Origin of the sequence: Stutzerimonas stutzeri, from assembly GCF_019090095.1 — a bacterium.
GTDB lineage: Bacteria > Pseudomonadota > Gammaproteobacteria > Pseudomonadales > Pseudomonadaceae > Stutzerimonas > Stutzerimonas stutzeri_AN.
This window is the reverse complement of sequence record NZ_JAGQFP010000001.1, coordinates 399,423-418,216: the sequence shown is the minus strand read 5'-3', so window position 1 is coordinate 418,216 and position 18,794 is coordinate 399,423. Positions and strand designations below refer to the sequence as shown.

The following is an 18,794-nucleotide window of genomic DNA, read 5'->3' as shown; positions in this document are numbered from 1 at the left end:
CGGGTTCTCAGGCGCTGCGCGCGCCGTCCATGGACAGTAGCCGCTGCAGCGCCTCGTCCAGCGTGGAAAGAAGACGTGCGGTGTCCGCCGCGGTGGTGTCGGGGCAGCACAGCATCATGTTGTGGAACGGCGTTATCAGCACGCCGCGGTTGATCAGGTACAGGTGCAGCGCCATTTGCAGGCTGTCGTGAAAGGCCGCCTCAGCCTCGGCACCGGTGCGCGGCGGCACGGGGCAGAACTGGAATTCGCAGCGCGCACCCAGCTCGGTGACCGACCAGCCCAACCGGTGCCGGCTGAACAGGTCGCGCAGCCCCTGCGCCAGACTCGCCGCCAGCGGCAGCATGTGTCGATAGGCCTGCGCCGTCATGACCTGCTCGAGGTTGACGCGCATGCAGTGCATCGCCAGGGCGTTGGCTGAGAGCGTGGTGCCCATGCCGCTGTGGCCGTGCCCCGTCGAGGCATCGCTGCCCTGCTGCTGCACCGCGCGCATGCGCACCGCCATCGCCGCCGAGCAGCCATAGACCGCACAGGGGACGCCGCCGGCGATCGGCTTGCCAACCACGAAGAAATCCGGGTCGAGGTTCCACAACCGGGTACAGCCGCCGACGTCGGTAGAGATGGTGTGGGTCTCGTCGATGATCAGCAGGCTGCCGTAGCGGCGCGTCAGCTCGCGGCACTGCTGCATGAAGCCCGGATCAGGCAGCACCATGCCGATGTTGGTCATCGCCGGTTCGCACATCAGCGCGCAGACGTCTCCCTGCGCCAGCGCCGCTTCGAGCGCCACCACGTCGTTGAACGGAATCGAGCGGGTATACTGGGTGAGGTCATAGGCCTGGCCGACCAGCCCGGCGCGGTGCACGGTGCGGCCGTCGCGGTGGCGCACCATGACATCGTCCACGGTGCCGTGATAGCAGCCGTCGAACACCAGGAGGGTCTTGCGCCTGGTAACGGCCCGCGCCCAACGCAGGACGTAGCGGTTGGCATCGGTGGCGGTCGCGGTGACCTGCCAGTACGGCAGCCCGAAACGCTCGGCCAGCAGCTCGCCGCAGACCACCGCATCCTCACCCGGCAGCATGGTGGTCAGCCCGCGGCCGGCCTGTTCCGCCATCGCCCTGGCAACCGGTGCCGGTGAATGGCCAAACATGCTGCCGGTGTCGCCGAGGCAGAAGTCGACGTAGTCGTGGCCGTCGACATCGACGAAACGCACGCCGCTGGCCTGCTCGACGAACAACGGCACCGGCATCGACCAGTCATTCATCCAGTGCATCGGCACGCCATTGAACAGATGGCTACGCGCACGCTCGGCCAGGGCGACCGAACGCGGGTTGCGTTCGACGAACCGTTGGCGCTCGGCGGCGGCGAAGGCGGCAATGGCCGCGTCGTTGATTCCGCTGATGGACATGATTCACTCCCTTGCTGTTAACGGACCCGGCGTTAGTGCCCGGCCGAGACCCCACAATCGATGGCCAGGTCTGCGCCGGTAATCGAGCGCGCCGCCGGCTGACACAGGTAGAACGCCAGCTCGGCGACTTCGCCGGGCTGGATGAAGCGAGCGCCCTCGCCCTGCGGGTATTTCTCCAGCAGCGCGCGGTAGTAGCCCTGCGGGTCGCCGTCGCCGTAGCGCTCGGCCTGAAACCGCAACATCGGAGTCGCGATGTCGCCGGGCGAAATGGCGTTGCAGCGCACGCCGGACGGCGCCAGGTCCAGTGCGAGTGCCTTGGTCAGCAGGGTCACGCCGCCCTTGCTGGCGCAGTAGGCGGCGGCGTTGAGATTGCCCTGGCGGCCGGCATCGCTGGAGATGTTGACGATGCAGCCAGCCGCTTCGCGCAGCGCTGGGATGGCGGCCGAGCACATGAAGAAGGTGCCCTTGAGGTTGACGTCCATCACCAGGTCGAAATCCGCCTCGCTGAAATGCTCGACCGGGCCTTCACGCCACACGCCGGCCGCGTTGACCAGCGCATCCAGGCGGCCAGCGGCGGCGATCACCGCCTCGACCACCTCGCGGCAGGCGTCCGGCTGGCGCAGGTCGCGGGCCAGGCTGCCGAGCAGCGGCTGCTCGGCAGCCAACGCCTGCAGGCCGGAGGCGTCCAGATCCGTGGCGAAGACGCGCCAACCGCCCTTGGCGAAGCGCTCGACCAGTGCGCGGCCCACCCCACCGGCGGCACCGGTGACCAGCACGACAGGAGTCATCGGCACGTTCATGGCGCCTTGTTCTCGATCAGGCAGTTGCCGCCATCGACGACCAGCAGTTCGCCGGTGATATAGCTGGCCTCGGGTGAAGCGAGAAACGCCACGGCAGCGGCCACCTCTTCCGGCCGACCTGCACGGCCCACCGGCACATAGGCCGCCGCGCGCGCTTCTTCCGGGGTACTCGAGGCGGTGGCGATCCAGCCCGGGGCAACCGAATTGACGGTGATGCCTCGCCCGGCGACTTCCAGCGCGAGCCCCATCTGCAACCCGACCATGCCGGCCTTGGCAGCGCTGTAAGCCGCCTCGCCGAGATTGCTGCCGCGGGTTCCGGTGGTGGAGCTGACATTGACGATCCGCCCGTAACCGCGAGCCTGCATGCCCGGCAGCAACGCCCTGGTCAGCAGGAACGCTGTCGTCAGGTTGCGCGCGAGCGACTGGTTCCAGACCTCGAGGCTCATCGTGGCGACTTCGGCCATCGGCTCGGGGCTGCCCAGCATGGCCATCCCGGCGTTGTTGACGAGGATGTCAACGCGGCCCCAGCAAGCCTCGGCCCAGCTGGCGAATGCCTGCACCTGGGCCTCATCGGTCAGATCGGCCGGACGCCCATGCACCTCGAAGCCTTCTGCACGCAGCTCGGCCACACGCTCGGCGATGCGCGCGCTGCTTGCCGTAACCACCAGCCTGGCGCCGGCCGCACCCAGGCGCCGCGCGATGGCCATGCCGATGCCGTGCTCGCTACCCGCGCCACTGACGACCGCTACCTGCCCCTGCCACGTCGATCCACCCATTGCACCAACCCCTCGATCTGTCGTGGAGCTGGAACATAGCCCTGTCATTCTGCTAAACAAAGACAATCGTTATCAGTGGAACTGACAACCTGTCATGGCATTCAGCAGCGATTCCATCAAATTGTTCCTCGCAGTGCTCGACCAGGGCTCGTTTTCCGCCGCCGCGCGTGCCCTCGGTCGCGTGCCCTCGGCCGTCAACATGGCGGTGTCTCAGCTCGAGGCCGAATTGGACCTCGTGCTGTTCGACCGTTCGACGCGCAAGGCCCAGCCCACCGCTGCTGCCCGCGCGCTGGAGCCCCAGGCCCGGCAGGTCGCCAGCCAACTCAACCTGCTCGACGCCCACGCGCTGCAGTTGCACGCCGGGCTGGAACGGCGGCTGGTGGTGGCGATGGCACCGGAACTGCAGACCGGCGCCTGGAGTCGGCCGCTGACGACCCTTGCCGCAGAATTTCCGACGTTGGAAATCGAGGTGCGCTCCGCCGCCCAGGCTGATGCCGCGCGCATGCTGCACGAGGGCAGCGCGCACCTGGCGCTGGTCTTCGAGCGCCCGGGGATCGACGAGCGCGAGGCGTTCCAGGAAGCCGGCAGCCAGTTACTAGTGGCCGTCGCCGCGCCGGCCTACCTCACACGTGGCCGTGGTGCGCCGCTGGGCGAGGCTCAACTGGCTGACATGCGGCAGATCATCGTCGCCAGCGGCGATCCCGCCGCCTCGGACCCGCAATTGGTGCTGTCGCACCGCATCTGGCTCACCGACAGTTACCTCGCCGCGCTGGAGCTGGTGCAGGCCGGTGTCGGCTGGGCATACCTGGCGCAGCCGATGGTGCAACCGCTGATCGCCTCAGGGGCGCTCGATGCGGTCGTGTTCGACAACATGGCCAGCCAGCTGCGGCTGTGGGTCGATGTCATCTGGATCAAGAACCGACCGCTCGGCCTGGCTGCACGGCGCTACCTGAAGCTGCTCAACGAACAGAACGGAGCGGCACCACGGCGCAGCTAGGCGCCGTCATTTCGATCCTGCGTAGAGCCGCGACGCCGGGCGGCGTGTGGTGGACCGTTAGTTCAACAACGACGGCGCCGCAGCGACAGGCACGAAACGTCCATCCTTCAAGTATCAGCGAAGTAGTTCCTGGCCAATCCGTCAGAGGTTCTACCTGCAACCCACGCCCGCACGCGACCTCGGTCGCAGCCAGAGGCAGCTCCTACAAAAACACCGCGCCTCCTGTAGGAGCAGGCTCTACCTGCGACCTACGCACCCGCACGCCACACCGGTCGCAGCCAGAGGCAGCTCCTACAAGAAGCACCGCGCCTCCTGTAGGAGCAGGTTCTACCTGCGACCCACGCACCCGCACGCCACACCGGTCGCAGCCAGAGGCAGCTCCTACAAAAACACCGCGCCTCCTGTAGGAGCAGGTTCTACCTGCGACCTACGCACCCGCACGCCACACCGATCGCAGCCAGAGGCAGCTCCTACAAAAACACCGCGCCTCCTGTAGGAGCAGGTTCTACCTGCGACCCGCTCCAGCACGCCACCCCCAGTCGCAGCCAGAGGCAGCTCCTACAAAAAAGCACCGCGCCCCTGTAGGAGCAGGTTCTACCTGCGACCCGCTCCAGCACGCCACCCCCAGTCGCAGCCAGAGGCAGCTCCTACAAAAAAGCACCGCGCCCCTGTAGGAGCAGGTTCTACCTGCGACCCGCTTCAGCACGCCACCCCCAGTCGCAGCCAGAGGCAGCTCCTACAAAAAGCACCGCGCCCCTGTAGGAGCAGGTTCTACCTGCGACCCGGCACCCGCACGCCCCTGGTCGCAGCCAGAGGCAGCTCCTACAAAAAAGCACCGCGCCCCTCTGTAGGAGCAGGTTCTACCTGCGACCCGCTCCAGCACGCCACTCCCAGTCGCAGCCAGAGGCAGCTCCTACAAAAACACCGCGCGTCCCTGTAGGAGCAGGTTCTACCTGCGACCCGTTTCCACACGCCACCTCGATTGCAACCAGGGACGACGCCCACAAAACCACACCGCAGCCGCCTATGGGAGCCTCAGCCATCGGCCTCCACGGCGGAATCATCGGCGCGGACAGCGCTCTCGCCTCGCAGCGAAACCCAAAGGGCCATCGCCAATGCAGCCAGCAGTACCGCGGCCGCGCTCAGCACACCGGTATGCGCTTGGGAGAACGCCGCGCGTCCGGACTCGATCAGCGCTTCGCCCTGCAGTCGTGGCAAACCGGACGCCACCATCATAGTTTCGCCGATGGAAAGGCGTGCCTGGGCGGCGAGCGCCGGCGCAAGGATTTCTGGGATCGCCAATGCCCGGGTATAGGCGGTTGCCAGCAGCACGCCGAAGCCGGTGATGCCAAGCCCCGCGCCCAAATCATAGGCGGTCGCCTCCAGCGAGCCGGCCGAACCCGCCTTCTGTGGGGTGATGGCGGACATGATCGCGATAGACGAAGCCGTAAGGCCTACGGAAAGCGCCAGGCCGAGCGTGGCAAGCAGACAAGCCACGAGAATGCCTGCTGTGCTGAAATCACTCACCGCCAAGCCGCTCAAACTCGCCGCGGCTGCGCCCGCCGATACCGTTGCCAGCCAACGCAACCCGACACGGCCCGCTATCCAGCCGGCTATCGGTCCGCCGACCGCCGCGGCAGCCATAAGCGGTAACAGGAACAGGCCCGCCGCGAGCGGCGATTTGCCGATGACGAACTGCATCTCCTGGGCGATCGTCAGCTCGATTCCGGCCAGCGCGCCGGACGCTATCAGGGCCATGGCGAGCCCTGCTCGCACCTGCGCCCCTTTGAAAAGCGAGAGGTCCAGCATCGGGTGAGGCGAGCGAAGCTGGAAACGGACGAACGCAGACAACAATCCAATCCCGATAACAAGCAGCGCGGTGGTGAACAGGACGGATTGCCCCGGTTTGAGAAGCGCTTTGATAGCAAAGACACTGAGCATCAGCCCAGCGATCAGTACCAGCGCCTGCCCGATCGGCCAGGGCGCGCGCGAACCCGACCCGTCGTTCGGAACCAGTCCATACACCAGCGGCATGACCGCCAGCATGATCGGCACGTTGATCAGGAACACCGATCCCCACCAGAAATGCTCCAACAGCAAACCACCTACCAGTGGCCCCACAGCCGCGCCGGAAGCCGCAACAGTGCCCCATAGCCCAAGCGCGACGCCCCGCTCCTGCTCGTCGTCAAACGCGCGACGAACCACCGCAAGAATCGCCGGCATCATCATCGCCGAGCCCAGGGCTAGCGCGGCGCGTGCGGCGATAAGCGCGCCCGGGGTCGGCGAGAACGCCGCGCCAATCGAGGCTAGCGAGAACATCGTCATGCCAATCAGCAGGGTTCGCTGAGTACCGATCCGGTCGGTCAGAACCCCCATCGGAACCAGCAGACCGGCCATGAACAGCGGATAGATATCGACGATCCACAACACGTCGGTTCCGGAGGCGCGCAAATCAAGCGTCAGCGTCGGAATCGCAATGTGCAGGATGGTCACGTCGATCATGATCGGGGTGAACGCGAGCAGCACGGCGGCGAGCAACAACCAGCGGTTGACTACAGGATTCATCGTTGCACCTCGTCTTGCTAAGTCGCGTTGCGTTGAAGCGGGGCTGCCGGGATCGCTTTGTCGTCGCGGCAAATCAAGAGCGGCATGATCCTCTGGAGATATTAATGAGTCAATCTTGTCTCACTCGATTCATTGAAATCTTTTTTCTGGCCGTTGGTTGTCATTTGAGGCTTTATCTGGACAATACGCGGCGAGCCCGGCCCATGGAGTCCAGACCTGATGACGCAGCTTCTCCCCGATGATCGCCTGCTCAAGGCGCTGGCCGTCGCGTTCGTCGATCGCCCTCGGGCAACGTTGAAGGAACTCGCGGAAGCCGCGGGTATCAGCAAAGCGACGTTGCATCGGCTTTGCGGCACCCGTGACAACCTGGTTGAGATGCTGATGGCGCATGGCCTGAATGTCATGAACCACATCATTCAGCGGACGGATCTCGATAACGCAGAACCGCTGACGGCTTTCAAACACCTGATTCAGGAGCACCTGGCGCATCGAGAGTTGCTGATGTTCCTGATGTTCCAGTACCGGCCCGACTCGCTCGATCCCGCTAACGAAGGGGCAAAGTGGATTCCGTACGACAGCGCATTGGATGCGTTCTTCCTCAGAGGTCAGCGCGCCGGGCTCTTTCGCATTGAGATAGCGGCGCCGGTACTGACTGAGCTGTTCCTTTCGCTGATCTACGGCATCGTAGATGCGGAACGCCGAGGCCGTGCAGCAAGCGCGGCGTCAGCAGGCATCATCGAGCAGTTCTTTTTGCAGGGCGCGGGCGTGCGAGACAGCTGAGCGCCGCGAATCCATGTGCAAGGGTCAAGGATGGGCGATGACGACCGCCAGCATTGAAGAGCTGGCCGCCTCAGCGACATAGGCTGGATGCATCATGCCGGTGCGTCGCGGCTGGCACCGCCTGAGCCGTTCCTCCGGGTGAGCAGGTGTCGCTGGTTGCACTGCACGCTGTCGTGCGCAGGCGGCCAGCGACGACCGGGAGATGATGGACGGCAGCCTAACGCGAGGTAGCTGCCGTCCAGGCCATCAGTCTGTAGTGCTCAAGACACCACGTTTGATCTGGTCGCGCTCGATGGATTCGAACAGAGCCTTGAAGTTGCCCTCGCCGAAGCCGCTATCACCCTTGCGCTGAATGAACTCGAAGAACACCGGGCCGAGCAAGGTGCCCGAGAATATCTGCAGCAGGAGGCGCTGCTCGCCGTTCTCCGATGCACCGTCCAGCAGAATGCCGCGTGATTTCAGTTCCTCGACCGGTTCGCCATGGTTGGGCAGACGATCCTCGAGCATCTCGTAGTAGGTTTCCGGCGGCGCGGTCATGAACACCGTACCGCTGGCCTTGAGCTTGTCCCAGGTCTCGATCAGGTTATCGGTCAGGAAGGCGACGTGCTGGATACCCTCGCCGTTGAACTGCATCAGGAACTCTTCGATCTGCCCTGCCCCCTTGCTGGACTCCTCGTTCAGCGGGATACGGATCATGCCGTCCGGGGCGGTCATGGCTTTGGAGGTCAGGCCGGTGTACTCGCCCTTGATGTCGAAGTAGCGGATCTCGCGGAAGTTGAACAACTTCTCGTAGAAATCGGCCCAGTACGCCATGCGGCCACGATAAACGTTGTGCGTCAGGTGATCGATGATCTTCAGGCCGGCACCGACTGGGTGACGGTCCACGCCGTCCAGGAAAACGAAGTCGATATCGTAGATCGAACTGCCTTCGCCGAAGCGGTCGATCAGATACAGCGGCGCGCCGCCGATACCCTTGATCGCCGGCAGGCGCAGCTCCATCGGCCCGGTGGGCATATCAACAGCCTGTGCGCCAAGTTCCAGCGCCTTGGCGTACGCCTGGTGAGCATCCTTGACGCGGAAGGCCATGCCGCACACGGACGGGCCGTGCTCGGCAGCGAAGAAAGCCGCGTGGCTTTTCGGCTCGCGATTGATGATCGCGTTGATCTCGCCCTGGCGATACAGCGCTACATCCTTGGAACGGTGGTTGGCGACATGGGAAAAGCCCATGCTCTCCAGTACCGGCTCGATGACGTTTGGGGCGGGCGAGGCAAACTCGATGAACTCGAAGCCCATGAGGCCCATAGGGTTTTCAAACAGGTCGGCCATGATTGGCTCCTTTGACTGGCTGTGCATTGATAGGGATGACGTCAGAACACGTCAGCCCGGCGGCGCACAGGAAATGCCCCGAACACTGCGACCCAGATGGTCGCCAAGGGTCAGTCGAAAGCCGAGAATCTTCATTCAGCCCTACACCATGAAAGCACCCCATTACGATAGCTCCAGCTGGCGTCCCGCGCAGGGCACCCGCTGAGGCTTCCATGCGCCCACAGGGCAACTGGCCGGCTAGCGGCTGGAATGGAGTAATGGGCGGATGAACAGCTGGATAGGATCATGACGGTATGCACTGCGCGCCTGATTCAGGCGCGATTATTGTTTTTGCGTAATCAGATTACGTTTAGAGGAATCTGCGTGAGCGACGCGTGAGTGTCAAGCCTTTCTCAACGTACCTCATGACATCGACTAATCCGGTGCCGCTCGTCCCTCGCCCCGAACGCACCGCCCCGGTTGGCTGCCGAACCCATAGCGTCTGCCAACAACGGTGAGGAAACGAGCATGAACCGAAATTTTGACAAAACGACCCCACAGAACGTGCATGGCTGGGAGCGCGCGGCATCTACGGCTGGCGGGCTTGCATTGCTGGGCAAGGGCCTCCGTCGCGGCGGGCTGGGCGGTTTTCTGCAAGTGGCGCTTGGGGCCGCTGCGTTGGCGCGCGGCATCACGGGGCGCTGCGAGGCCAAGCGGTTACTCGCCGAAGAAGACCAGGCGCCTCAGCTGCATCAGGCTGGGCATGACAAGCAGCGCTACAGCCACATGCCGCTGGACTCGGAAGTACACAGTCCCGACTTTGCCGAACCCGGTACCCCCCTTCCTGACGCCACCCCGATGGGTCATGAGACACACCCGGACGCGCAACGGCGCCTCTGAGCGAAGCGGCACGAGACGAGCGGTTCGGCAGTAGGAAGCCCGTGCAGTTCGTCGCCTTTCTGGGTGGCCGCTTGCGCCCTGAACCCTGGCGGACCCGGTGGCGCCGTGTTCGGCCAGAATCGCCGCCGAACGGCAATTGTCGAGGTTTTGACGGCATGCTATCTATTCGCCGTGTTTCCGTCACAGCCGTGCAGACCCAGGGAGAAGGCACATGGACATAACGCAAATGGAGAACAACGACGCGAGCTATTGGGGAGTGGTCTATTCCTATGGCGGTGTGTTGACCGTGTTTGAAAACGAGCAGGACGCTCAAAACGAAGCGGCCGGTTTCAGCGGTGCCGTGGTCCGTATCGCTCGAAGCATCCTGTCGGCTATCGGCGACGCAGGCGCAGTGAATCCGCAACAGCCTATCTAAGCGAGGCGGTGCTCACGCCACGAATATTGTGATTTCAGGCTCATCGCAGGGCGCCGGATTCAGCTGGCGTCCCGGTAGGGTTTGCGCGGTTTTCGCCGGATTCATGCTCGACTCATGATGGTACGGGACCATCCCCGTACCGGTCCGCTGGAACTCGACGAAGCTGTGGCCATCCGCCCAGATTTCAGCCTCGTCACGAATCCTGTTCAGTTCCGCACCTGCAGTAGTACGCCGTCCGGTTGCGGGCTTGCCTCGAGTCGCTGCATGAGGTTCTGACGCTGCTGGAAAATGATGTCCAGTACGCGGCTGGGTTGGAGATCGACGTCATCGAAGGTGATCATCTGCCCAGGCTCGACGGCTCGTTTGAGCACCGTGTTGCGCAACAGGCCGATGGGCACATGATCGACCTCATCGACGAGCTTGACCGCTTCACCACGCACATCGAAGCCACCGATACCCCGGACGATCATCTCCCCGGCGCTCAGCTTGCGCTTGGCGATCGCGGCGACGCCCAGCGTCGGCTCGCTCGAGTTGTTCAACAGCACCCCGCCGCCAGCCAGTACGCGGCGTACCGTCTTGCCGACCTCCAGCGAACACAGGTGGAACGGACGTGTCAGCACATAGTACGGCCCGGAGCCCAGCTTGAAATACTCGATCGCAGGCGCCTGCGCCTCGTCGTGCCGTCCCACCAGGAATACACCGCCTGCCGCATACCCGTCGGGCAAGACATAGTCGACCAAGGGCTGACCAAGGCCTTCGGCGATCAGGCCAAGGACCGTTCCGCTGCGATTAAGATCGGTCGAGGCCAGACCTTCCATTCCGCGCCGGCTGATGGTTGCGCCAAAGCCATTTCCTACCACCACCTGTTCGATCTGCACCTTGGTGCCATCGGTGAACGATGTGGTCTGCTCGATGCTGATGCCCTGCCGCTTCGCCCAGTAGGCCATGTCCTCCGGGGTCGGGTTGTGGTTCAGAAAGCCTTTCATGTTGCCGTAGACCAGCGGCTTGAAGCCCATCTGCAAGGCGTCTTCCCGCAACGCCGCGAGAGAACCAGGTTGGTCACCTTCGGCTTCGGTCAGCAAACCCTTGCCGGACAGATAGGAGCCCGTCGTCACTTGCAACTCGGCATTGACCGTGACCACCGGAATTCCGGCTTCGAAGGCACGCTCGATGACTTCCGTCCCGAAAAACACGTCCCCCGTGCACTCAACAATGATGTCCGAATGCGCGATGAGATCGTCGATCGAATTGGTCAACCGGTCCGGCAGGGGAAAATCGCCCAAGGAGGCGAGACGCCTGCGGGTCAGGACGCGGCTGATCTTCAGATCCTGGTAATGCTGCATGATCAACCGAACGAAACAGTGGGAGATCATCCCCGTACCCGATACACCCACGCGTTTAACAGCTGAATCGGTCATCATGGCTTTCCATTGGTTTTGACGTGAGGATCAGACTGTTACATTTGGAAAAAGTTTTCGCCGATCAGATCTGTCCGGCACCCTGCGCAATTGCGAACTGCGTCAGGCTGGTTGCTTCAGCGCTGCTCTGCGGGTAGGTCCTGAATGGCACGCGGCTGGGTGCGGGCCCGAACGGCAGCGACGGCATGTCGCTCATCTGCTTGATGACATGGCGCAGTTCATCACGCCACGGCTTCGGCCGGATACCAAAGGTGCTTTCGATGCGACTGCAATCGAGCACGGACCATGCAGGACGCGCTGCGGCACGCGGCAAGCTGCCGCTGGTGACCGGAAGCACCTTCGGCACCCTGTCGATCAGCCCGGCCCGCTCGGCCTCGCGGAAAATCTCGACGGCAAACTCGGCCCACGAACAGGGTTCGGCACCGCTGTAATGGTAGATCCCCCACTCCAGATCCCCGTCGCGGCAGTAGCGCAGCGCCAGTTCGATCAGAACCCGTGCGACGCTGCGAGAACGAGTCGGACAGCCGATCTGATCGCTGACCACCGAAATCTCGTCCGTCTTGCGGCCGAGATTCAGCATGGTTTTCACGAAGTTGTTCCCGTGCTCGCCGTAAATCCAGCTGGTACGCAGAATCAGGTAGCGGTTCATCGCTTCGCCGATGGCCACCTCTCCCGCTCGCCGCGTCTCGCCATAGACACTGATCGGCAATGCCGGGTCGGTTTCTCGATAGGGCTCGGTACCGTCGCCAGTGAATACATACTCGCTGGACAGATGAAACAGTGGGATCCCGAAGCGCTCCGCTGCCTCGGCCAGGTTGGCTGCACCATCGCGGTTGACCGCCTCGGCATTCGCCACCTCGGCCTCTGCATGATCGAGGTTGGTATAGGCCGCAGCGTTGATGATCAACGCCGGCTGGTGCCGCTCGAGCGCCTGGCGGATCGACTCGGGCGACGTGATATCGAGGTCTTGATGCGCGAGGCCAATGGGCTCGAGTCCGAAACTGGCGGCCTGGTTGACCAGGCAGTGCCCCACCTGGCCACCTGCCCCGCAAATCAGGATGCGCATGTTCGGCCTCGGCTGCCGTGGGACGATCGATATCGGGTCATCCTGGCTCGACGCATCGCCTGCCGGCGGCGCGCTATCTACGGTACTGGAGGGCGCCTCAGTCGTTGAGACCACGCTTGATGGCTTTGGGATCAGCTCACGCACGGTTACCCCTAGCGCCTCCACGGGTGCGTTGGCCCGCTCTGTTTCAGGAGCGAAACGGAAACTCTCCAACAGCCCTTTCGTCACGATGCCAGCCTTGTTGAACTGGCGACTGCCGAGCATCTGCAGCACCTGCCACAGCCGCGATCCCAGAAGACCCAGCACGCGGCGTTTACGGAAATACTTGCGGGCAACGAACAGCTCGTTGCGCACCAGATGCCGGTGCAGGGCCACGCGCTTCGGATCGACTTCCCGCAGGATGTCGATCGCGCCACTGACCCGCCGCAGGTGCAGGACTTTACTCGCCGCCACCAGATAGCCCGGCACATCCTTGCTGATGCGCAAGGTAAATTCAGTGTCGTCGCCCCACATGAACATGGAAGCGAGGGGCAGACCGTGCTGCTGTAACGACGCACGCGGCACCAGAATCGAGACGAACGTCGCCGGGCGCACCGGTATCACGCCGATGTCGAGCAGTGCCGGCCAGTTCTCGTAGGCGATCGCATTGGTGCGCTCGTCGATACGCGGCACGTTGGTCAGCAAGCCGTCTTCTGTATGGGCCCGCGAGATGAGGTAGGAGAACGGCTCCCGGCGCGCCCGCAGCTGATCGTCAGCTTCGAGCAGCTTCTCCAGCGCGTCAGGCTCGGGGATGACGTCGTCATCCATCATCCAGACGAAATCGGCGCCCTGCTGATAGGCGATGCGGAATCCCGCGCTGAACCCACCCGAAGCACCGGTGTTTTGCGACAGCACGTAGACCTTGAGGTTATCGATACCGGACTCCAGCAGCATCTCCTCGGTACCGTCATTGCTGGCATTGTCCACGACGATCACGGCGTCGCAACGCCGCGTCTGGGCATTGATTCCATCCAGGCAGCGCTTCAGCAAACCCTTGCGTTTGTACGACAGTACGACGGCGTATATCTGATCCATTGAGATGCTCGGTATCTGGGCAATTAGACGGTTGGAATCGAACCCGGTGACTGAACGTCAACCTGAGCGCATAGCGCAGCAAACGGTGCGCTACGGCGACGTCATGGGCTCTGCCATGACGCTCAGCTCTGACCCGGGAAGCCAATCGGGGTTCAGTGAGTACAACGAAATATGACCGGCACTGCACACCACGTATTCAGCACGAGCGCGCTGCCAGTCGTTCGAATTCCCGAACTCAACGCCTGGGCCCTGTTCACATAGTGAATAGCCCTATGGAGGAAGCAGAATGAAGCGAGCTTTATTGGCGCTGGTCAGCCTGACATTTGCGCTCCCCACGCTCGGTCAGGAGCCCTTGGTCACCACACGCTTGAACGGTATGGACCTTGAGATAGAAGAATTGGGCGTACCGGGGACATCCTCGAGCAAGTCGGATCTGGTAGGCGTTCCAGCCATCAAGGTAACCAATCGCAGCGAAGCGATAGCCTCGTGTCAGTTTCATGCCCTGCCTGACGAAACCGCGATGACGGCTGCACCGGCGGTGTCGGTTAACCCAAACGAAGAAGCCGTCATGCGCGTGCCAGGCAAATATTCCTCCGGCGGGCCGGTCGCCTTGCTGGTATGCAAGCCTGAAGGCGCCACAACTCACTGACCCTTGACAGCCGGGCCTCTCAGCAAGGGGAGCCGGCCACCCGACCCGCTCATTGGCGTAGCGAAAGGAGAACAGTATGTACAAGCCCGTTCTAGCTTCATTGGCAATAGCCACGCTGTTGGCTGCCACGGCCCAGCCGGTGTTCGCCCAGCAGCCGGCAGGCATCCCGAGCGCGGACCAAGGGGCGCGGCCCAGCCCGATGGGCAATCCCACGCCGCAGGAAAAGCTCGAAACCCACCGTAACGAACAGGGGCAGATCGTCACCGAGGACGGCCGGGTGGTCAAAGGGCTTCCCGAGAACGATTCGGTGCCTAACCGGAACATGCACCGCACCGAGCAGGAAACGGTCACCGACGACCCGGCCCACACCTCCGCGACACCCGGAGAGCTCGAATAGCCATACGGCTGGATACCGCTGGTTATTTTTTGAGCGGCGAAACCCAGTCCCGGGCAACCCCTGCACGCGCACTGGCTTGAGGTACAAGGCGCAGGGCGACGAATAACGAGCTGGCCGGCTAGTCGGTTCAGGTTGGTGACTGCTCGTGTCGTCAGCCTGGACATGCTGTTGCGACCCAAGCGAACCGACAATCAGGAAATACATATCGATGAGCCGCTGCATGCTGGCTAGACAACTATTGGCCGCGGCTTCGCTCGGCATTCTGGCCGGTTGTGCCGGTACCGAACGCCTCGACTCTGCCATGGCGACCATCAACCAGGACTACAGTCGGCTACAGGACGAAGCGCTACTGCTCAACATCGTGCGCCGCAGCGCGTCGCTGCCTGCGCACTTCACAACGGTGACTACCATCCGCGGTCGCAGCCGTGTCTACGCCGGTGCCAATCTGACCGTACCGTTCGGTGGCGATGCGCCGTCGGACTTCAGCTTCAATCCGCACATGTCGGTCGAACAGGGGCCCGGGTTCGATGTATCCACGCAGGACAATCAAGAGTTCTACCGCGGCTATATCGCTCCGATCAGTACCGCTTCGTTGGCCCTCATGTTGCGCCAGGACCATGCACCCGAGCTGATTCTGTCCCTGTTTCTGGAAAGCGCACATATCCAGAGCCCCGAGGGCGCGGAGCGCTTCTACAACAACCCATCGGAACCCGCGGAGTTCGAGCGTTTTCAACAGCTGGTGAACCGTCTCGTCGATCAGGGGATCAGCATGGAAACCGTCCTGCTCGTTAGCCCTTATGGGCCGGAACTCGCACTCGAGCAGGCCCCTTCCCTCGATCAGCTGATTTCCGCGCGCAAGGAGAACCTGCTCATCGAAACCCGCGGAAAGGGCCGTTATCAACTCACTGAGTCGGTGGAAAGCGCACGGTTCTGCTTTTCACTGCCTAGCGAAGCGTTGTTCAAGCGTGCTCGCTGCGAGCTGGAGAACCAAAAGGCGTTCCGCCTGGGCGATCCTGACTTCTTCGGCAGCGTGGGCGGAGGTCGCGTGTACTTCGAAGCCGAGGGCATCGGCAAGGTTGAACTACGTACCCGTTCGCTCGCAGACGTCTTCGACTATCTAGGTGAATGCGTACGCGAACAGGAGAACGGCGCGTTGCTGACCACCAGAACGCACACCGGTGAGCAGCCCATCATCCGCGTGCTGAAGGGTCGGATCAGGGATTCGGTCGTCAACATCGAGTTTGCCGGCGACCAATACGCGATCCCCTCTGGGCTGGACGGTGGACAGTCCGGTGCCGTGCTGTCGATGGTTTCGCAATTGCTGTCCCAGGCCCAATCGGTTGAAAACATGCCCAACAACTCGATCAACCTGATCGGCCAGTAAGCCGACGCCGGACGCGAAGCGCATCGGCCGCGTGACCTTTTCAGTCGCCTGTTGCAGCAAATGCCAACCGCCTATGCGCTGAAAGGAACGCAGGACGCGCAGCACGCTCCCACCTTGACCTATCCAGCTCTTCTGGAGACATCCATGGCACAACAGACGCAACACAACCGTCGTATTCACCTCGCCTCACGTCCGCACGGTGCGCCGACCCCGAGCAACTTTCGGCTGGAAATCGGCCCGGTACCGGTGCCCGCTGACGGTCAGCTACTGCTGCGCACCGTCTATCTGTCGCTGGACCCTTATATGCGCGGTCGCATGAGTGCCGGCCCGTCCTACGCGCCGCCGTTGGAAGTGGGCGATGTGATGGTTGGCAGCACCGTTTGCCGGGTCGTCGAGTCGCGTCATTCCGATTATCAGGCGGGCGACTGGGTACTCGGCGGCAACGGCTGGCAGGACTATGGCCTGTCTGACGGAAAAGGGCTGATCAAGCTCGCCCCGGACATGCCGCATCCCTCACACGCGCTGGGTGTCCTGGGTATGCCCGGCTTCACGGCCTATATGGGCTTGCTCGACATTGGCCAGCCAAAGGCCGGCGAGACGCTCGTGGTGGCGGCAGCCACCGGCCCTGTCGGCGCGACGGTTGGACAGATCGGTAAGCTCAAGGGCTGCCGAGTGGTGGGGATTGCCGGCGGCCCGGAAAAATGCCGGCATGCGACCGAGACGCTCGGCTTCGATGCCTGCATCGATCACAGGGCCCAGGACTTCCCGCAGCAGTTGGCCGCACAGTGCCCGGAAGGCATCGACGTCTATTTCGAGAACGTCGGTGGAAAGGTGTTCGATGCGGTGCTGCCGTTGCTCAACACCAGCGCCCGAGTGCCGGTATGCGGCGTTGTCGCCCAGTACAACAGCACCGATCTGCCGGACGGACCGGATCGCCTGCCGCTGCTGCTCGATACCCTTCTGAAGAAGCGCATGCGCATGCAGGGCTTCATCATCTTCAACGACTACGGCCACCGCTACGACGAGTTCGCACGTGACATGAGCGCCTGGTACGCCCAGGGCAAGATCAAGTACCGCGAGCAGATCGTCCAGGGGCTCGAAAATGCGCCAGAGGCCTTTATCGGGCTACTCGAAGGGAAGAATTTTGGGAAGCTGGTGGTGCAGGTCGGCGAGGCGTGAGACCAGGGGCCAGCAACCCAGGCGGCTTCGCCGGAACTGCTGGCGAAGCCCTGGTGAGCGTCTGTCGGGGCACGATGCCGGTCGTTGACCATATCGTGTTGGCGACACGTTAGCGCCTACGAAAGCCGCGCGGCTTCCGCTCGCATAGCGCTGCAACATGGCTGCTCGCGGCTTTTACGTCGCCCCAAGCGCAGCCCAACGGGCAGGCCCGTTCAGCCCTGCCCCAGCCCAGCGGGCATCTCGCAGCGGCGCGCGTCCCTGGCCTGTTGAAGATGTGGCGGGCGCACACCGGGAATCGGACTGGCCAGGCGAATCTTCAGGAACTCGGTGACGTCCGCATTGAGACCGCGGCCTCCGCCGTACGGGAAATTGTTGTCATTGGCCACCAGCAAGGTGCGCGAATCCAGCGGCAGTACGCTCTCGATGGTCACGTACGGGAAGGTGAACCAGCGCTGACCGTCACCGTTCAGGTCGTTCGGATCAGCCAGCTGCATGAGGTCGACCAGCTCGGTCTTGCGCACCGTCCCGCCACTGGCGACACCGCGGATATCGATCAGGTAGATCTTCTTGAACGGCGTGCCGTTGGTGGCGGTCGCGCCATTGCGCTCGATCACCAGAAAGCGGGTGTCGTCGATGGCGGTCATGTCACCGATGGCATGTTCGGGCGCTTGCAGGCGATAGAAGAACAGATTGCCGGTGTAGCGCTCCTGATCGATGTCGAACTCGTTGATACGCAAGGTGCCGGCTGGATCACCGTTGACGGTCTTCTCCAGCAACGCATAGAGACGGTCGCCGCGCGGGTTGATCGCCATGCCCTCGAAACCGCCCGACCCCGCCAGGTTGGCAGTCGCGCGCCCCGCCACGACGTCAGCGTGCTGCGGTGCGTAAACGCCGGGCAAGGAAATGGCACTGCGCATGACGGTGCCGGAGGCGTCGGTCTTGATCAGGTAGGGACCGAACTCATCGCCAAACCACACGGCGCAATTCTTGTCGCGGCGCACCGACTCGACGTCCAGGTCGGCACCGGTCAGCAAGCGGCCGAAATTGATGGCGCTATCGACGCGCGGTTTGGAGCCATCGTTGTAGTAGAAGCGGTAATCGGCCTGGATCGGCAGTTCGAGCTTCTGGTTGATATCGTTGAGCGTCAGGCGCGACGGATGAGTAAAGCGCGCCAAGGGTGCACCGCTGAGGTAATCGCTCGCACTGACCTTGCCGCTGCCGCCATTGGCGGTACGGAAGTCGGGCCGCACGCTGTATAGCCGCAACAGGGTGTCGGCTGAGTTCGCCTGCCCACCGAAGCCGTTGTCGGTCATGAAAATGAAGCTGTTCTCGTCCGCGCCCGGCAGCACGGCGGAAAAACCCTGTACCGGCTGGCGGTCTTCGTACGGCGGTGTGAAGGTGCCGTAGGGGTTCGCGCTGGCCATCTGACCCGACGTCGGGCCATCGGAAAAGGTATCGGCAGGCATCATGGCCCAGCCCACCAAGGTGTTGCTGGCAGCCACGGCGGGGGCGGAGATCGCAGCGGCAAGCACCACGATCAACGGGTTCGGAATTCGCATGAGTCAGTCTCTCCATCCGGTCGGAGCCGGCGCCGCGCGACATGCACGACGCTCTGGCAACGGAGAACAACCATAAGAATCGACTATGTCAGAAACATGGCGACAACTGAGAAAGCGCCGATAAGCCG

16 protein-coding genes are annotated in these 18,794 nt (G+C 63.1%); 8 read left to right on the top strand and 8 right to left on the bottom strand.

The annotated features are described in order from the left end of the window. Nucleotides 1-7 precede the first annotated feature (7 nt). Genes KVO92_RS01805 through KVO92_RS01795 form a run of 3 tightly spaced genes read right to left on the bottom strand, consistent with a single transcriptional unit; the run spans nucleotide 8 to nucleotide 2,978 of the window. Nucleotides 8-1,402 (bottom strand): aspartate aminotransferase family protein, encoded by a 1,395-nt coding sequence (locus KVO92_RS01805; protein ID WP_217473989.1) that lies wholly within the window; start codon nucleotides 1,400-1,402, stop codon nucleotides 8-10. Nucleotides 1,403-1,434: 32 nt separating this feature from the next. Further along, nucleotides 1,435-2,190: an SDR family NAD(P)-dependent oxidoreductase gene (locus tag KVO92_RS01800; RefSeq protein WP_217473988.1), complete on the bottom strand. Its 756-nt coding sequence runs from the start codon at nucleotides 2,188-2,190 to the stop codon at nucleotides 1,435-1,437. An 8-nt stretch (nucleotides 2,191-2,198) separates the two neighbouring features. After that, a complete protein-coding gene (locus KVO92_RS01795) occupies nucleotides 2,199-2,978 on the bottom strand; it encodes an SDR family NAD(P)-dependent oxidoreductase (protein ID WP_217473987.1) in 780 nt (259 codons plus the stop codon). A gap of 94 nt (nucleotides 2,979-3,072) precedes the next feature. Here KVO92_RS01795 and KVO92_RS01790 point away from each other — a divergent pair, with 94 nt between their 5' ends. Then, nucleotides 3,073-3,975, top strand: a complete 903-nt coding sequence (locus KVO92_RS01790) for a LysR family transcriptional regulator (protein WP_217473986.1) — start codon at nucleotides 3,073-3,075, stop codon at nucleotides 3,973-3,975. 1,035 nt (nucleotides 3,976-5,010) lie between these two features. On the opposite strand, the gene KVO92_RS01785 is transcribed toward KVO92_RS01790, so the two are convergent. Further along, a complete protein-coding gene (locus KVO92_RS01785; protein WP_336512593.1) occupies nucleotides 5,011-6,513 on the bottom strand; it encodes an MFS transporter in 1,503 nt (500 codons plus the stop codon). 246 nt (nucleotides 6,514-6,759) lie between these two features. On the opposite strand from KVO92_RS01785, the gene KVO92_RS01780 reads away from it, so the two are divergent. Next, entirely contained in the window at nucleotides 6,760-7,320 is a 561-nt protein-coding gene (locus KVO92_RS01780) for a TetR/AcrR family transcriptional regulator (protein WP_217473985.1), read from the top strand. Nucleotides 7,321-7,566: 246 nt separating this feature from the next. Here the strand turns inward: KVO92_RS01780 and hppD are convergent, their stop codons facing one another. Continuing rightward, nucleotides 7,567-8,646 (bottom strand): 4-hydroxyphenylpyruvate dioxygenase, encoded by a 1,080-nt coding sequence (gene hppD / locus KVO92_RS01775; RefSeq protein WP_217473984.1) that lies wholly within the window; start codon nucleotides 8,644-8,646, stop codon nucleotides 7,567-7,569. A gap of 507 nt (nucleotides 8,647-9,153) precedes the next feature. On the opposite strand from hppD, the gene KVO92_RS01770 reads away from it, so the two are divergent. Both KVO92_RS01770 and KVO92_RS01765 read left to right on the top strand, forming a co-directional pair. Then, nucleotides 9,154-9,525: a YgaP-like transmembrane domain gene (locus tag KVO92_RS01770; protein WP_217473983.1), complete on the top strand. Its 372-nt coding sequence runs from the start codon at nucleotides 9,154-9,156 to the stop codon at nucleotides 9,523-9,525. Between the two features lie 211 nt (nucleotides 9,526-9,736). Next, nucleotides 9,737-9,940 carry a hypothetical protein gene (locus tag KVO92_RS01765; protein WP_217473982.1) on the top strand — a complete coding sequence of 68 codons (204 nt, stop codon included), beginning with the start codon at nucleotides 9,737-9,739 and terminating at the stop codon, nucleotides 9,938-9,940. Nucleotides 9,941-10,146: 206 nt separating this feature from the next. On the opposite strand, the gene KVO92_RS01760 is transcribed toward KVO92_RS01765, so the two are convergent. Together KVO92_RS01760 and rfbD are read right to left on the bottom strand one after the other, a co-directional pair. Next, the gene (locus KVO92_RS01760; RefSeq protein WP_217475393.1) at nucleotides 10,147-11,313 is read right to left on the bottom strand and encodes an NAD(P)-dependent oxidoreductase; all 1,167 of its coding nucleotides are present in this window, start codon (nucleotides 11,311-11,313) and stop codon (nucleotides 10,147-10,149) included. Nucleotides 11,314-11,422: 109 nt separating this feature from the next. Continuing rightward, nucleotides 11,423-13,498, bottom strand: coding sequence for a dTDP-4-dehydrorhamnose reductase (rfbD, locus tag KVO92_RS01755; protein WP_217473981.1), 2,076 nt, complete (start codon nucleotides 13,496-13,498; stop codon nucleotides 11,423-11,425). Between the two features lie 286 nt (nucleotides 13,499-13,784). Here rfbD and KVO92_RS01750 point away from each other — a divergent pair, with 286 nt between their 5' ends. From KVO92_RS01750 to KVO92_RS01735, 4 genes are all read left to right on the top strand, one after another. Further along, a complete protein-coding gene (locus KVO92_RS01750) occupies nucleotides 13,785-14,147 on the top strand; it encodes a hypothetical protein (RefSeq protein ID WP_217473980.1) in 363 nt (120 codons plus the stop codon). 76 nt (nucleotides 14,148-14,223) lie between these two features. Next, nucleotides 14,224-14,544 (top strand): hypothetical protein, encoded by a 321-nt coding sequence (locus tag KVO92_RS01745; RefSeq protein WP_217473979.1) that lies wholly within the window; start codon nucleotides 14,224-14,226, stop codon nucleotides 14,542-14,544. 220 nt (nucleotides 14,545-14,764) lie between these two features. Further along, nucleotides 14,765-15,928, top strand: coding sequence for a hypothetical protein (locus tag KVO92_RS01740; protein ID WP_217473978.1), 1,164 nt, complete (start codon nucleotides 14,765-14,767; stop codon nucleotides 15,926-15,928). Nucleotides 15,929-16,072: 144 nt separating this feature from the next. Beyond that, on the top strand, nucleotides 16,073-17,107 hold the full coding sequence (locus KVO92_RS01735) for an NADP-dependent oxidoreductase (RefSeq protein WP_217473977.1): 1,035 nt from the start codon (nucleotides 16,073-16,075) through the stop codon (nucleotides 17,105-17,107). Nucleotides 17,108-17,319: 212 nt separating this feature from the next. On the opposite strand, the gene KVO92_RS01730 is transcribed toward KVO92_RS01735, so the two are convergent. Beyond that, the gene (locus KVO92_RS01730; protein ID WP_217473976.1) at nucleotides 17,320-18,666 is read right to left on the bottom strand and encodes an esterase-like activity of phytase family protein; all 1,347 of its coding nucleotides are present in this window, start codon (nucleotides 18,664-18,666) and stop codon (nucleotides 17,320-17,322) included. Between the last annotated feature and the right edge of the window lie 128 nt (nucleotides 18,667-18,794).